The sequence below is a fragment of the Chryseobacterium indologenes genome (assembly GCF_002025665.1).
GTDB classification, from domain to species: Bacteria; Bacteroidota; Bacteroidia; order Flavobacteriales; family Weeksellaceae; genus Chryseobacterium; species Chryseobacterium metallicongregator.
On sequence record NZ_CP018786.1, the window covers coordinates 3,516,746 to 3,531,160 of the forward strand.

Annotated in this window: 11 protein-coding genes and 1 pseudogene; 8 read left to right on the forward strand and 4 right to left on the reverse strand. The window is 38.4% G+C overall.

What is annotated here, in order from left to right:
• The first annotated feature begins 330 nt into the window (after positions 1-330).
• Positions 331-653, forward strand: a pseudogene (locus BUE84_RS15720) (GIY-YIG nuclease family protein).
• 1,481 nt (positions 654-2,134) lie between these two features.
• A complete protein-coding gene (locus BUE84_RS15725) occupies positions 2,135-3,277 on the forward strand; it encodes a 1-acyl-sn-glycerol-3-phosphate acyltransferase (RefSeq protein WP_079242492.1) in 1,143 nt (380 codons plus the stop codon).
• 69 nt (positions 3,278-3,346) lie between these two features.
• Here BUE84_RS15725 and BUE84_RS15730 read toward each other — a convergent pair whose 3' ends face one another.
• Positions 3,347-4,396, reverse strand: a complete 1,050-nt coding sequence (locus tag BUE84_RS15730; protein WP_079242493.1) for an alpha/beta fold hydrolase — start codon at positions 4,394-4,396, stop codon at positions 3,347-3,349.
• A 321-nt stretch (positions 4,397-4,717) separates the two neighbouring features.
• Between BUE84_RS15730 and BUE84_RS15735 the strand changes: the two genes are divergently transcribed.
• From BUE84_RS15735 to BUE84_RS15755, 5 genes are all read left to right on the forward strand, one after another.
• Positions 4,718-5,701 (forward strand): L-histidine N(alpha)-methyltransferase, encoded by a 984-nt coding sequence (locus BUE84_RS15735; RefSeq protein WP_079242494.1) that lies wholly within the window; start codon positions 4,718-4,720, stop codon positions 5,699-5,701.
• A gap of 91 nt (positions 5,702-5,792) precedes the next feature.
• Positions 5,793-6,965 carry an ergothioneine biosynthesis protein EgtB gene (gene egtB / locus BUE84_RS15740; protein ID WP_079242495.1) on the forward strand — a complete coding sequence of 391 codons (1,173 nt, stop codon included), beginning with the start codon at positions 5,793-5,795 and terminating at the stop codon, positions 6,963-6,965.
• Between the two features lie 10 nt (positions 6,966-6,975).
• Positions 6,976-7,896, forward strand: a complete 921-nt coding sequence (locus BUE84_RS15745; protein ID WP_079242496.1) for an ABC transporter ATP-binding protein — start codon at positions 6,976-6,978, stop codon at positions 7,894-7,896.
• Complete coding sequence (locus tag BUE84_RS15750; RefSeq protein WP_079242497.1) at positions 7,893-9,458, forward strand: ABC transporter permease/substrate-binding protein; 1,566 nt, start codon at positions 7,893-7,895, stop codon at positions 9,456-9,458. Before BUE84_RS15745 ends, BUE84_RS15750 begins: the two co-directional genes overlap by 4 nt.
• Positions 9,459-9,521: 63 nt before the next feature.
• A complete protein-coding gene (locus tag BUE84_RS15755; protein ID WP_079242498.1) occupies positions 9,522-10,067 on the forward strand; it encodes a hypothetical protein in 546 nt (181 codons plus the stop codon).
• Positions 10,068-10,084: 17 nt separating this feature from the next.
• On the opposite strand, the gene BUE84_RS15760 is transcribed toward BUE84_RS15755, so the two are convergent.
• From BUE84_RS15760 to BUE84_RS15770, 3 genes are all read right to left on the reverse strand, one after another.
• On the reverse strand, positions 10,085-10,513 hold the full coding sequence (locus BUE84_RS15760; RefSeq protein ID WP_079242499.1) for a DUF3592 domain-containing protein: 429 nt from the start codon (positions 10,511-10,513) through the stop codon (positions 10,085-10,087).
• Positions 10,514-10,603: 90 nt separating this feature from the next.
• On the reverse strand, positions 10,604-12,091 hold the full coding sequence (locus BUE84_RS15765; protein WP_079242500.1) for a serine hydrolase: 1,488 nt from the start codon (positions 12,089-12,091) through the stop codon (positions 10,604-10,606).
• 87 nt (positions 12,092-12,178) lie between these two features.
• Positions 12,179-12,751, reverse strand: a complete 573-nt coding sequence (locus BUE84_RS15770; protein ID WP_079242501.1) for a helix-turn-helix domain-containing protein — start codon at positions 12,749-12,751, stop codon at positions 12,179-12,181.
• 222 nt (positions 12,752-12,973) lie between these two features.
• Here BUE84_RS15770 and BUE84_RS15775 point away from each other — a divergent pair, with 222 nt between their 5' ends.
• Positions 12,974-14,329, forward strand: a complete 1,356-nt coding sequence (locus tag BUE84_RS15775; RefSeq protein WP_079242502.1) for a C10 family peptidase — start codon at positions 12,974-12,976, stop codon at positions 14,327-14,329.
• The last annotated feature ends 86 nt before the right edge of the window (positions 14,330-14,415 follow it).

Below are 14,415 nucleotides of genomic sequence, written 5' to 3' on the forward strand. Positions count from 1 at the left end.
CATTCCGTAGGAATCCAGACACAGAAAGCTTGTGATAATGATTGAGGATAAAATAAGAGTTTAGATTCCTGCGGAATGACAAGGTGGGTGTTTCTGTGTGCTTGCATAGCCACTTACTGCTACAGACATAATGCAAACTGTTCACTTAGCCTATCCTCAACGTTTGTCATTCCGTAGGAATCCAGATACAGAAAGCATTCTGATGATAAATGATGACAATCTAAGAGTCGAGATTCCTGCGGAATGACAAAAGGTGGAATAAAAACAATAAAATTCAATTGAAAAAAGTGGAACTATATTTTTTGTACCTTTTGTAAAACAAATACACAAATGACTGCGTTTTCAAAAGGAAGATATACTTACTATATCTATATTCTTACCAATAAAAACAGAAGAGTTCTTTATACAGGTGTTACAGGCAATCTGCACAGGAGAGATTGTATCAACACAAAACAAAGCTAAATCCAGGCGGTTTCACAGCAAGATATAATCTTGAATTTCTAATTTATTATGAAAAATATGATTGGATTCACCATGCCATTCAAAGAGAAAAGGAAATCAAAAATTGGTCAAGAATTAAGAAGCTTGAACTGATAAGGAGCACAAATCCTAATTTAGAATTTTTGAATTACATGTTTGAAAATTGGCTTTGATACGTGCTTCTATAGCCACTTACTTGCTCCAGACATAACGCAAACTGTTCACTTAGCCTATCCACAACGTTTGTCATTCCGTAGGAATCCAGATACAGAAAGCATTCTGATGATAAATGATGACAATCTAAGAGTCGAGATTCCTTCGGAATGACAAGGTGGGTGCTTATTTGTGCGTGCATAGCCACTCACTTGCTCTATACTTAATACAACTAGTCACTTAGCCTATCCACAACGTTTGTCATTCTGTAGGAATCCAGACACAAAAGCTTGTGATAATGATTGAGGATAAAATAAGAGTTTAGATTCCTACGGAATGACTAGGTGGGTGCTTATTTGTGCGTGCATAGCCACTCACTTGCTCTATACATAATACAAACTAGTCACTTAGCCTATCCACAACGTTTGTCATTCCGTAGGAATCCAGACACAGAAAGCTTGTGATAATGAATGAGGATAAAATAAGAGTTTAGATTCCTGCGGAATGACAAAGTGGGTGCTTATGTGTGCGTGCATAGCCACTTACTTGCTACAGAAATAATACAAACTGTTCACTTAGCCTATCCACAACGTTTGTCATTCCGTAGGAATCCAGACACAGAAAGTTTGTGATAATGAATGAGGATAAAATAAGAGTTTAGATTCCTACGGAATGACAAAGTGGGTGCTTCTAAGTGTTTGCATAGCCACTTATTTCCTACAGACATAATGCAAACTGTTCACTTAGCCTATCCACAACGTTTGTCATTCAGTAGGAATCCAGGCATAGAAAGCCTGTGATAATGAATGAGGATAAAATAAGAGTTTAGATTCCTGCGGAATGACAAAGTGGGTGCTTATGTGTGCGTGCATAGCCACTCACTTGCTCTATACATAATACAAACTAGTCACTTAGCCTATCCACAACGTTTGTCATTCCGTAGGAATCCAGACACAGAAAGCTTGTGATAATGATTGAGGATAAAATAAGAGTTTAGATTCCTGCGGAATGACAAGGTGGGTGCTTATGTGTGCGTGCATAGCCACTCACTTGCTCTATACATAATACAAACTAGTCACGTAGTCTATCCACAACGTTTGTCATTCCGTAGGAATCCAGTGCCAGAAAGCATTCTGATGATAAACGATGACAATATAAGAGTTTAGATTCCTTCGGAATGACAAGGTGAGTGTTTCTGTGTGCGTGCATAGTCTCTTATTTGCTCCTGACATACAAACTATTCACTTAGAGTATCCGCTCTGTTTGTCATTACATAGAATCTCAATATAACACATTTAATTTCAAGCTAAAGCCAAAGAAATGTTTTCTTATTAAAATGAGCTAATGCCCATTTTCATTGAATTTCTACTAAAGGCTAAGCTAGAAGAGCACTGTCGAACCCAAACTCCTACGCCCTTCATAATACTTTAACACCCTTTATACCCTCTCCCCCGATAAATTTTCGTTCTTTTGCAAAAAGTTTTAATTTTTACCTAACCGCATGTCTAAGTTTGATGAAATCCGGTATTTCTATGATCAGGAAGTGAATGAGAGATTACAGAGCATAGCCCGTGATCCCATGATGAAAGCCTTTATGAATTTTACTTTTCCTGATACAGATGAGCAGGTTTGGCTGGAACAGTTTAAGAATGTTCATTCCATCAGTGATTTTCAGCATCAGTTTGTAGCCTTTGCCGTTCGCCAGATTCTTGCAAAAAGTTCTGACGGCTTAACGACTTCAGGCTTTGATAAGCTGGATAAAAACACCTCTTACCTTTTCATCTCTAACCACAGGGATATTGTTCTGGATACTTCACTGCTTAATCTGGTATTACTGGAAGGTGGTTATGTAATGACCGCTTCTGCCATTGGAGATAATCTTGTGCGCAAGAATTTCTTAAACGTACTGGCTAAACTAAACCGAAACTTTCTGGTACAAAGAGGCCTGCCGCTTCGTGAACAACTTACCAGTTCACAGACGATGTCTGAGTATATTAAAGAGTTACTCCTTCAGGAAAACCGCTCTGTGTGGATTGCCCAGCGTGAAGGCCGTACCAAAAACGGTAACGATTCTACCCAGCAGGGTGTTTTGAAAATGCTTGCCATGGCAGCCGGAGATCAATCATTGACAGATTATTTTAAAACATTAAAGATTGTTCCCATCTCCATCTCCTATGAGTATGACCCTACAGATTCCTTAAAAATGCCTCAACTGCTGGCACAGCATAGGGATGAGGAATATATCAAAGGAAAAAATGAAGATTTCACCAACATCATCAGCGGAATTCTGGGCCAAAAGAAACGCATTCACCTTCATGCCGGCGATGTGCTGGATAAAGAACTGGATGAAATAGCAGCCACCATTGACAATAAAAACAAACAGCTGCAGGCCATTGCACAGGTAATTGACCGTTCTATCATCAGTAATTATAAGCTTTGGCCAACCAAGTATATTGCGTATGATCTTCTTCACAACACGAATACATATGCTTCCGAATATACGGAACAGGAAAAACAGTTATTTGTCCGCAGACTTGAAATGCGTATTGATCCATCCGATCCTGTTTCCAGAGAGTATTTCCTGGCGATGTATGCCAATCCTTTGGTAAATAAACTGAAGGTTGAAGAAGAATCTAAAAACTAGTTTAGGATACTATAAAGATAAAAAACCACTGTTCAATAACAGTGGTTTTGTTTTTATTCTTTCAGATTTTTATTTGGATTGCGATATGGAATCCACCTCTATAATTGCATCTGCAAATGCTTTTGGAGCTTCCTGAGGCAAATTGTGTCCAATTCCGCCCGTTAAAGTATGATGCACATATTGACCTGTAAATCTGGAAGCATAACTTTCCGGTGCTGGAAACGCCGCTCCGTTGGCATCACCTTCCAGAGTTACTGCTGGAACTGTAATTGATGGAGATTTTGCCAGTCTGGCTTCCAGAGCATCATATTGTTTTTCTCCTTTAGCCAATCCCAGACGCCAGCGGTAATTGTGAATTACGATATCTACATGATCAGGATTATCGAATGCTTTAGCAGAACGCTCGTAGGTCTGGTCATCAAAAGCCCATTTTGGGGAAGCTGTTTTCCATATCAATTTGTTAAATGCCATAGTATTCGCTTTATAACCTTTATACCCTCTTTCCGTGGAAAAGTAATACTGATACCACCATAAAAATTCAGCATTGGGAGGAAGAGGTTTTTCGTTTGCCGTTGGACTTCCTATTAAATATCCGCTCACAGCCACCAAACCTGTACAACGTTCAGGCCATAGTGCTGCCATGATATCTGCCGTTCTTGCTCCCCAGTCGAAACCGCCTATGATTGCTTTATCAATTTTCAGGGCATCCATAAAAGCAATGATGTCCAGTGCAACCGCACTCTGCTGACCGTTGCGTTTTGTATGGGGTGACACAAAAGTAGTGGTTCCATAGCCTCTTAAATAAGGAACTAACACACGATAACCTTTTTCAGCAAGTATAGCGGAGGACTCTTCAAAACTATGGATATCATAAGGCCATCCATGAAGAAGAATAACAGGTCTTCCATTTTCAGGGCCTACTTCTGCATATCCTACGTTCAGCAGCCCGGCTCTGATTGACTTTGTATTCTGAAATGCAGATCTTACTGTTGCATTTTCAAAATCCTTCTCACTTGTGGTATACGTCTGTGCTTTTAAAGACAAAAATCCCATTCCCATCAAAATAAACAGGGATAAAATGGATTGTATTTTTTTACTGAAATTCAATGTAGTATTCATAATAGTGATGTTTTGTGATGGTAAAATTATGATAAAGCAGAGATCGAAATAAGGACAACTACTTTGAACAGGTCATATTGAAAGGTGAATACTGATTTTCGGGCGGTAAACCAGACAACTTCCCTACTCTTCTTCATTGGATTTAATCTCAAAAAAAAAAATCTGATGAATAAAAAAATACCACATTTGGTAAAAACATCATGATAATCATTCTATTAAAAGTAAAATTGTTTATATTTAATTAGATATATGCAAAGAATTGTCATGTTGTAAAAGGCAGGATAATTGCAATAATCTACGAAATCACACAAAATAAGACTTATGAATGTACAGTTAGACCCACAATCTAAGACTGAAGAGAATGCTGCTGATCATTTCCGTTCAGATGTTTTGAACGGACTCCAAAATACTCCTAAAAAATTATCTTCAAAATATTTTTATGATAAGATCGGCGATCATCTTTTTCAGCAAATCATGGCCATGCCTTCCTATTATCTGACCCGTTGTGAACTCGATATTTTCAAAAATAAAACAGATGAGCTTATTGATCTGCTTATTCCCGGAAACGAACCTTTTGACCTGATTGAATTAGGAGCAGGAGACGCCATGAAATCGACCTACTTACTTGAACAGCTGATCAGGAAAGGGATTGACTTTACTTACATGCCGATTGATATCTCAGGAAATATTCTTTCCATACTCCACAAAAAACTAAGCAGTCAGCTTCCGGAACTGAAAATTACCTGTCTGGAAGGAGATTATTTTGAAATGCTTCAAAAAGCAGCTTCCTTATCGGACCGGAGAAAAGTGGTTTTATTTTTAGGAAGTAATATCGGGAATATGTCTCCTGAAGAAGCTGATGATTTCTGCCTGCATCTGAATAGCAATCTATCCGCAAAAGATCGTGTATTGGTAGGATTTGACCTAAAGAAAAATCCGCACATTATTCTGGAGGCTTATAATGACAAAGAAGGAATTACCGCTTCTTTTAACCTAAATCTTCTTACCCGTATCAACAATGAGCTGGGCGGTAATTTTGATCTGAAACAATTTCAGCATTATCAGACTTATGATCCGGTTAGCGGAGCCTGCAGAAGTTTTCTGATCAGCCTTATCAGCCAGGAAGTGACGATTGACCATACAAAGATTTCTTTTGAAGAAAACGAACTTATCGATATGGAAATCTCTCAGAAATTCTCTCCTGAGAAGATCAGGGAATTGGGCGAAAAATCAGGTTTTACCATCACAGGAGAAATCAAAGATGCAAAAAAGTGGTTTGTAGACAGCATCTGGCAGGTAAAATAAAAAAAGATGATACACGCAGCACATCTGGAAAAGTGAAAAAATAAAACATCCTTATTTCATTGAAATTCAATCATTAAAAAACTAAAAAGACATGACACCAGAGATCACCACAAAAGATATTACTAAAAAGTATAAGGACATCCGCAGACGTTCTGAAGAAATCTGTGCTCCACTGGAAATCGAGGATTATGTAGTACAGCCGATTGTAGATGTAAGCCCTCCGAAATGGCATCTTGGTCATACCACCTGGTTTTTTGAGACCTTTATTCTTACCCCGCATTTTCCGGATTACAAAGTTTTTGATCCGCAGTATAATTTTGTTTTCAACAGCTACTATGAGACCATCGGAGCACGGGTGATCCGGACCGACCGCGGAAACCTCAGCCGTCCTTCCGTTTCAGAGGTGTATCAATATCGAAAATATGTAGATGAGCATATGGAAGCTTTTCTTGAAAGCTCATTTCTGACAGAAGCTCTTGAGCCGCTTTTGGAACTGGGGCTTAATCATGAGCAACAGCACCAGGAATTATTAGTGACTGACATTAAATATATTTTAGGGCATAATCCTCTTTTCCCGGCGTATACAAAAGAAGAAAAACCCAGACAAAACAACTCTGAAGATCTGGAAATGCTCAGGTTTTCCGAAGGAGTTTATGAAATTGGATTTAAAGGAGATGGATTTTGCTTTGATAATGAATTAGGAAGACATAAAGTATATCTTCCAGACTTTGAAATTGCCAACCGGCCTGTCACCAACAGTGAATATTTAGAATTTATGAAAGCAGGCGGGTATGAAGATTTCAGACACTGGCATGCTGAAGGATGGGACTGGGTGAAACAGAATGCTGCAAAATCTCCACTATACTGGCATTATATCGAAAACAAATGGCTGTATTATACCCTCAATGGCTTACAGGAAATAGACCCTGATACCCCATTATGCCACATCAATTTCTATGAAGCCTCTGCTTTTGCCTCCTGGAAAGGAATGCGTCTGCCCACTGAAGAAGAATGGGAAACGGCTTCAGATTATTTTGAATGGGGAACACGCTGGGAATGGACAAATTCTGCTTATCTGCCCTACCCTCATTTTAAGAAAGAAGCAGGTGCTGTAGGGGAATACAACGGAAAATTCATGATCAATCAAATGGTTTTAAGAGGAGCTTCGGAAGCCACACCTCCGGGACACAGCAGAAATACCTACCGCAATTTTTTTCAGCCTAATTTAAAATGGCAGTTCACAGGAATCAGACTTGCTCAGTAATTTTTCACCGATGATCACAGTAGAATCAATTTCAAAAAGTTTTAACGGACAAAAAGCGGTAGATCAAATTTCTTTTCAGGCACTTGATCAGGAAATCCTTGTTCTTTTAGGAACCAGCGGGTGCGGGAAAACAACCACGCTTAAGATGATCAACCGTCTCATAGAAGCAGATTCCGGAAATATTTTCATAGATGGCAAAAACATCCGTGATCAGAAAGCTGAGGAACTGAGAATGGGAATTGGTTTTGTCATGCAGCATTCAGGGTTATTTCCCCATTATACAATTCAGCAGAATATTGCGGTAGTTCCTGAGCTATTGAAATGGGACAAAAAGAAGACGCAAAGAAAAATGGATGAGCTTTTGGCCAAACTCCATCTTTCTGAAGAGATACTTTCCCGATTCCCCTACGAGTTGAGCGGCGGACAACAGCAGCGTGTGGGTATTGCAAGAGCACTGATTGCAGACAATCCCATTTTACTGATGGACGAACCTTTCGGAGCGCTTGATACGATTACCAAGGCTGATATTCATTCGGAATTTAAATCGCTGGAAGAACTTAAAAGTAAAACCATCATATTGGTTACTCACGATGTACAGGAAGCCTTTGAGCTGGGCCACCGGATATGCCTGATGGATCAGGGAAAAATTGTACAGACCGGTACTCCCAGTGAAATGCTTTACCATCCTGAAAATGACTTTGTACTTGATTTTTTTGCCAAAAACCGTCTTTTATTAGAGTATAAAGTAACATCATTACATCACATCAGTCCGTTTCTTACGCCAGAAAATGTATACTACAGACCAAATGGTACAGGCAGTACAAGTGTGTGGGATATTTTACAGCAATTGAGTTCTGATCACCAAAACGCTGAAGTCTATGAAGAAGTGGTCAGAGCGTTTAATCAGTATAGAAAATCACAGATGGTATGACGCAGCAACAGAGTCTTTGGCAATTTATTGCGGAACAGCACGAAAAACTAACCACTCAGATCATTCAGCATCTTGGGCTTACCTTTTTGTCTTTGCTTCTGGCTATCATTGTTGGAGTACCATTAGGAATACTGATTTCCAGAAAAAAGAAGCTTTCCAGCCCGGTATTGGTTATTGCCGGTATTTTACAGACCATTCCGAGTATTGCATTGCTGGGATTTATGATTCCTGTTTTAGGCATTGGTCCTAAACCTGCCATTGCCGCTTTATTGATCTATGCTCTTCTTCCCATTATCCGGAATACCTATACCGGAATTACGGGGGTAGATCCGACAGTGATTGAGGCAGCGAAGGCCATGGGAATGAACAGAAGCCAGCTTCTTTTTAAGGTGAAACTTCCTTTGGCCATGCCGGTGATCATCGCTGGTATCAGGACGGCTGCTGTTATTAATGTTGGAGTGGCTACTCTGGCCTCTTTTGTGGCAGCAGGTGGTTTGGGAGAGTTTATCTTTGGAGGAATTTCGCTCAACAATACGAATATGATTCTGGCTGGAGCCATTCCGGCGGCATTATTGGCTGTTTTTCTGGATCAGGTTATTGCTATGATTCAGAAATCGGGGTACCGGTTCTTTCAAAAATTGAAATATATTCTTCCTGTTATCCTTATTATTCTGGGAACAGGGTATCTTCTGATTTTTGTGTCACACCGGACGATTAAAGCGGGTTTTACACCAGAATTTATGGGGAGACAGGATGGAGATATCGGGCTTCGCTCGGTATACGGACTCAATGTGAATCCTCTTGTGGTAAGTGATGCGATTATGTATAAGGCTGCTTATGAAAATGAACTGGATCTGATCAGCGGATATTCTACAGACGGAAGAATCAAAGCTTATGATCTGTATGTACTTAATGATGATAAAAAAATATTTCCCCCTTATTACGCTGCTCCCATCATCAAAACCAAGAGTCTGAAAAAATTTCCGGAATTGGAAAAAACCTTAAACTTACTGGCGGGAAAGTTCAGTGATTCTATCATGACGGATCTGAATTACAGAGCTGATCATCTCCATCAAACCCCGGAAAAAATTGCAAAAGATTTTCTCATCAGAAATAATTTGTATAAAAGTTCCCGGAAAGGTAATGCAGGAATCGTCAGGATCGGCTCAAAAATCTTTGGGGAACAGTATATTCTTGCAGAAATGTATACCATGCTGATTGAAGGATATACAGATTATAAAGTAGAAACCAAAACAGGTTTAGGAGGAACAAAAATATGTTTTGATGCCTTAATGAATGATGCCATAGATTTCTATCCTGAATATACGGGAACAGGGCTTCTGGTTCTTTTAAAACCTACTACAGAGACTATCAGAAATGTTTCCAAAAGTCCTACTACAACCTATCAATATGTGAATGCAGCGTTTGAAGAACAATATGGAATTCAATGGCTGAAACCGTTGGGTTTTAACAATGCTTATGCTCTGATGATGCGAAGAAAACAGGCTGAAGATCTTCATATCAAAAGCATATCTGATCTTGTTCATTATTTTGATCAATAGTCTTTTGAAAAACAATCAGTTTTTTCAAAAATAGTATCTTCGTATCTTAAAAAATTTGACAAAATGAAGAAAATGCTATTGCTGGCCTCCGCTCTGCTTGTTCTCAACTCATGTGTGGTAAGAACGGCTACAAAAGTAGTATCAGGCGCAGTAAACTTAAGTTATAAAGCGGTAAAAGGAACCGTTAACGGCATCAGCTGGGCTGTAAGCAAGGCGAAAGGAAAAATTGATGAAGACCGTGTGGATGGTACGTGGAAAGTAGTTGGAGTTTATCGTGGTTCTTTCGAGGATTTTTCAAAAGATCAGAATCCTGATGGTTCATTTACTTCGGAATGTACGGAAGGTTTTGACCAGATTGTTTTCAAGGCTAAAAAGTCTAAATTTAAGCCTGTACATTGCAGCACACAGGATGAAGATTGGGTAAAATATTCTATGGAATTTGGAAAAAATCCTTCCACAAAAGAAAAGGAAAACTATATTGAGTACAATTCCAACAATTATATTTCTGTGATTGATGTTACTAATAAAACTATGGTTCTGGAAGGCAATCTGATGTCTAAATTAGCATTTTCCGGAGCTAAATTATATCTCCTTGAGAAAGTAAAATAGAAATACAGAGGTTGAGGTTATTTCAAAAACTGCTCTGCAATAAAATAACCTCCTCCTACTACCAATAATGGCAAGGCGATAGAAATCAGCACCAAAGGCCAGACAAAAATTCTGAAATAAGTATACAAACTTACGGAAGACGGATCGTCAGGATTATAAATAACAGTTTCTGTCTCCCCTACTGACCAGGCTGAAGGATTGGTACCTTCCGGCAGTTCATAGGTATATTCAATATTATTTTGGGTACGGAAGGTAAAGAGAGGGCTGAATACTACTCCATCCGACTCAAATTCCCGAAGTGAGGTAACGGTTGCCGTTGCCTTTTCAGCTTTCTTTAAAAATAAGAGTGTACTTTTGAGGCTCAGCAATGCTGCAACAAACAGAATCACTCCTGCTCCAAGGATAAAATAATATTGCCACATAGCTTTCGTTTTATTTCTGTTCATAGTATTGCATTCCGGAAACAAATATTTATCTATTGTATTTATTTTCAGATTGATACTCTAAATATACAAAGATTTTCATTGTAGAAGCAGTTATCTGGTTTCTATGTCTACAATCCTCTTTCCCTGTTCTCCCAGATAGTGGACAACCAGTTTTTCATATACTTTGTAACCGTCATCAACATTGGTAAATATTACAATCCCTTTACCTGAATTAGGCAGTACAATAGCAATACAATGGGTGCCATGATCCGACCCGCCGTGAGCCAATGCATACTCCCTATTTCCAAGGTCATATATTTCAAAACCTAATCCGAAATACTTGTTCTCTTTTGTTTTTACCTGCTTTTTGATCATTTCCTGAAAAACGTCTGGTTTCAGATTTTTCTTTTTCATGACACTGACCATAAAATTCCCGTAATCTTCTACCGTAGTATGAAGATCATCGGCAGCATTAGCCGTTTTAGTTTTTTCTATGGGGTAAGCTTCTCCTTTTTCATTGTATCCTGTTACAAATCTTAATTCATCCATGCTTTGATCCCAGACGTAGCTTGTATCACTCATTTTGAGGGGTTTAAAAATCAATTCTCCGGCAAGCTGTTCCAGCGATTTCCCAAACTTCTTTTCTAATGCTTTCCGAAGGTATTCAAAACCTTCTCCTGAGTATTGGTATTTTGTGCCGGGATCAAATTGAAAATTCAGTTTTTTATCTGTATTCATCCATCTCCAGTTGGGAAACCCGGTCTGATGGGTCAGAATCATTCTGGTGGTGAGTTTTTTATGCCTCGGATCGTTGGCAATATCAGGATCTGTCCAATAAGTATCTAAGGGTTCATCCAGTTTCCATTGTCCTAAACTTATCAGACGTAAAGTGACCATTGCTGTGACAGGTTTGGTGAGAGATGCTACATTAAAATAGGCATTACGGGGAGCTGGCATTCCTTTTTTATAATCTCCAAAAACTTTTACCTGCTGAAGTTTTCCTTCTTCAATAATTCCTAGCCCCAGCGCGGGAATATTATTTTCTTTCAGCCAGCTTTCCATGGAACGATCGTTATCAAATAGGGTTTCACTATCCGTAGTCTGATTTGGATGGTGATTAAAACTCAATGAATTTTTAAGTTTCCATTCATTATTTTCCAGCATCCAGAGGTGGGTAAACTTTGCTTCTCCAACTAATTTTTCAACGTGATTTCCGGTGTTTTCGTAAAACAGATGATCTCCATTCTGAATAGCTGCATATATTTTACCATCTTTATACATGGGATAAATTTCAGTACTTTTCTCCATCAGAACTCTTTTTAACTGATACGTTGCGGGAGATTTACATAATCCGTTTTTAAAATCAATGATGAATTTATTTCGGTCTTCAAAACCACCTTTATCATGATAAAATTCAAAAGTATCGCTTAACAGATTTTCCATCTTTCTTATGTTGCAGGTATTGTAGCCTGCTGAAAAAAACAGGCTGTCTTTAGAAATAATGGTTTTATAAAGAGGATCTGTATTTTTGAGTTGCGCCTGGTGTATGCTAAAGAATAGGGTGCAAAAAGAAAGGAAAAACTGAGTAGGCTTTGTCATTGTTATTTTTTTGACAAAGATTCAATTTCATTTCGTTTTTTTAATAAAAATGAACCCGACAAAAACCCGACAAAGCCACGACACAAATTATAACATGCTGAATTTCAGCTTGAAATATAGTTTCTTTTTACGATCAATCTCAGCAACATTCCGGAGGATCATCAACACGTTGGATAATACAATAAGGATCATCAGAATAAGGGTAAACTCTTTTCCGAGCTTTAAAAAGATACCGAGCATAAATACAATGGGCGCCATAGCAGTCCAAAACATCTGCAACGAAATAATCTGTTTAGTAAGAGTGTTTCTCTGCTTCATGAAAAACATCAGCAGAAAGGGAGCCAGAATATTTAATGGGGGTACAACTACAAATAATAAGGAGGAGAGATTGATCATTTTAACCAAAGAATAATTGATTGTTTCAGGTTCTTCTGCAACTTCTGTTGTTACCTCATTATTTTCCGGGAAAATAATAACTTCTTCCTTTAATAATAAAGATTCGTCTATTTCCAAAGTCTGAGCCAGGGCTCTCAGAGTATGTCCTTTAGGTTCTGTTCCGGATTCTATCCTTTGAATGGTTCTTACAGAAATCTTTGATTTTTCTGACAGCTCCTCCTGAGTCAGGTTTTTTTGTTCACGTAGAGTTTTCAGTTTTGACATAGTGCCGGTAAATATTTTTCGAAGTATTTCTGATGGCAAATGTAGACATCTTTTTCAATATGATAAAGAACGGCATTCAATCATCGGAACAGTATTCATGTAATTTCAAGCCACCCTTAAATAATTAAAAAAATTCATCAAAAAGACAATTAAAATGAATAAAATACCTACATGTAATTAAAAATAAGTAAATTACAAATTAAACCAATAATCATTATTACCATGAGAAAATTTATTTTTACCTGGAGGCATATCTGTCTCCTGATGTTCTTCTTATTTTTATCTTCATGCCAGAATAACCTGGATGATCCCCACGAGGATAAACCCAACCGTACAGCCAGTATGAAAATAAGTGTAGATGATGCAAAAAAAGCTGCCATCAACTTTTTAAATCAGAAAACCAGCGATTCTTCTTCAAAAGGCCTTCCGATGTTTACTGAAAGTAATATTGACAACGTACAGACCATTGAAAATGACAACGAAATCCCTATCATGTATGCGATCAACCTTAAAGAGAATCAAGGATTTGTGATTATGTCAGCTTCGCGGGTAGAGCGCCCTATCCTTGCTTATAATAATGAAGGTCATTTTGATTTTGAGAATATTGAAGAATTTGGAGGAGTGGCAGACTGGGCTGTTACACGATACCTTACCATCAATGCACTTATTGAAAAAGGTGAAGCTCCCAATGAACAAATAACTCAGCAATGGGCAGCAGTGAACCCGTCCATCGATCTGGGTTTTGTAGATCATAACGGAAATCCTATCCCATGGACACCACCTTCCATAACAGATCAATGGGATGAGACGAAAAGCTGGGGTCCTTATCTTACTACAAAATGGACTCAAAGACTGACTGCCACCCCAGGATCGTCACTAATAGGTTATAATAATTTTGTCCGTTTTAATAATTGTACATCAGGAATTGCTCCTTCCGGATGTGTAGCCACGGCTATGGGACAGATCATGAGATATCACAAATGGCCGAATATTTACAATATTGCCAATATGCCTGCTTCTATTAATTCGGGTAATTATACTTCAGCAGACGCCGTAAATATATCATATCTGATGCAGAATATTGGAAGTAAAGTAGCCATGACCTACAGCTGCTCAGGGTCAGGGGCACACTCTGATAATGCAAGAAATGCTTTTGTAAGCCAGTATCAATATTATACTACTCCTTTGGCTGCGCTTAATTTTACCCCATTGATGAATAATTTAAAAATAGCAAAACCCGTATATCTGGATGGATATCGCACCAGAGAAATTAAAACAAAACCTAAAAAGGTTGGAATATTTGGCTGGACCATCGGGCATACTACTTATTCTTACAGTAACGGGCATGCATGGGTAGCTGATGGTTTCGAATCGATCAAAAGAACAACTGTTTATTCCAATGGTTATAGCAATTCTGCTGTTATTGCAGAACATATCCATATGAATTGGGGCTGGGGAGGAAGCTACAATGGATGGTATGACTATCAGAGCTGGGACGATGCCAATACCGGGCAGAATTTTCCTGCTGTTGATTATATTTATAATCAGCATATGATCTATAATATTACTCCAAACTAATGATATCTATTCTACAAATGTAATATAAGACCGGATTTCAATAATAAAAAAGCAGCATTATGTCCTAGAACATAATGCTGTTTTCT

What these genes read in the sequence shown, in the direction of transcription:
- BUE84_RS15725 (WP_079242492.1), top strand. Translation starts at nt 2,135, where the DNA reads ATGTCTAAGTTTGATGAAATCCGGTATTTCTATGATCAGGAAGTGAAT.
- BUE84_RS15730 (WP_079242493.1), bottom strand. Translation starts at nt 4,396, where the DNA reads ATGAATACTACATTGAATTTCAGTAAAAAAATACAATCCATTTTATCC.
- BUE84_RS15735 (WP_079242494.1), top strand. Translation starts at nt 4,718, where the DNA reads ATGAATGTACAGTTAGACCCACAATCTAAGACTGAAGAGAATGCTGCT.
- egtB (WP_079242495.1), top strand. Translation starts at nt 5,793, where the DNA reads ATGACACCAGAGATCACCACAAAAGATATTACTAAAAAGTATAAGGAC.
- BUE84_RS15745 (WP_079242496.1), top strand. Translation starts at nt 6,976, where the DNA reads ATGATCACAGTAGAATCAATTTCAAAAAGTTTTAACGGACAAAAAGCG.
- BUE84_RS15750 (WP_079242497.1), top strand. Translation starts at nt 7,893, where the DNA reads ATGACGCAGCAACAGAGTCTTTGGCAATTTATTGCGGAACAGCACGAA.
- BUE84_RS15755 (WP_079242498.1), top strand. Translation starts at nt 9,522, where the DNA reads ATGAAGAAAATGCTATTGCTGGCCTCCGCTCTGCTTGTTCTCAACTCA.
- BUE84_RS15760 (WP_079242499.1), bottom strand. Translation starts at nt 10,513, where the DNA reads ATGAACAGAAATAAAACGAAAGCTATGTGGCAATATTATTTTATCCTT.
- BUE84_RS15765 (WP_079242500.1), bottom strand. Translation starts at nt 12,091, where the DNA reads ATGACAAAGCCTACTCAGTTTTTCCTTTCTTTTTGCACCCTATTCTTT.
- BUE84_RS15770 (WP_079242501.1), bottom strand. Translation starts at nt 12,751, where the DNA reads ATGTCAAAACTGAAAACTCTACGTGAACAAAAAAACCTGACTCAGGAG.
- BUE84_RS15775 (WP_079242502.1), top strand. Translation starts at nt 12,974, where the DNA reads ATGAGAAAATTTATTTTTACCTGGAGGCATATCTGTCTCCTGATGTTC.